This is a genomic window from Polaromonas sp. P1_G2, assembly GCF_056405515.1.
This window is the reverse complement of sequence record NZ_JBFUBY010001092.1, coordinates 1-462: the sequence shown is the minus strand read 5'-3', so window position 1 is coordinate 462 and position 462 is coordinate 1. Positions and strand designations below refer to the sequence as shown.

Here is a 462-nt window from a genome sequence, read left to right as displayed (position 1 = left end):
GCTGTAAAGATAGCCCCGCTCTGTCGGCGTGCGACCATCGAGAAAATGGATGGCCTCGCGCGCATTGCGGATGATGGTCGTCTCGTCGCCCCATTTCATGATAACCGGCGAATCCCATTCTGTGTTCATGTTCGTTCCCTAGACTAAAAGGCAGGCGATATGCCGCGGCCTATAGTTAACGCAGGGAAAACATGAATGGTTTCGGTGCGGTAGCGCACAAATACGAAGAACCGGCAATGCCGGCTCTTCGGCTTGCTTCGTCCTAATTGGCGATTATTTTGTGGGAGGCGATGTCAACTGTGATCTTGTCAAATCGCGATTGCGCCAGGGTCACTCTGTCGCTCACGAGGTGAAAGCCGATCGCGATTTTATCCTTGTCGGCGCTGACGCGCAGATAGCCATATCCGCTGTCGTTGTATTTCTCCATCGACAGGCCATCGGTGGTGATTGCGGGTTTTGCAT

1 protein-coding gene is annotated in these 462 nt (G+C 53.5%); it reads right to left on the bottom strand.

Translation table 11 applies throughout. The features are described 5' to 3' along the window. Positions 1 to 262: 262 nt before the first annotated feature. On the bottom strand, positions 263 to 462 hold a 200-nt coding region (locus AC1D0P_RS29205; protein ID WP_477679931.1), incomplete at its 5' end, for a hypothetical protein.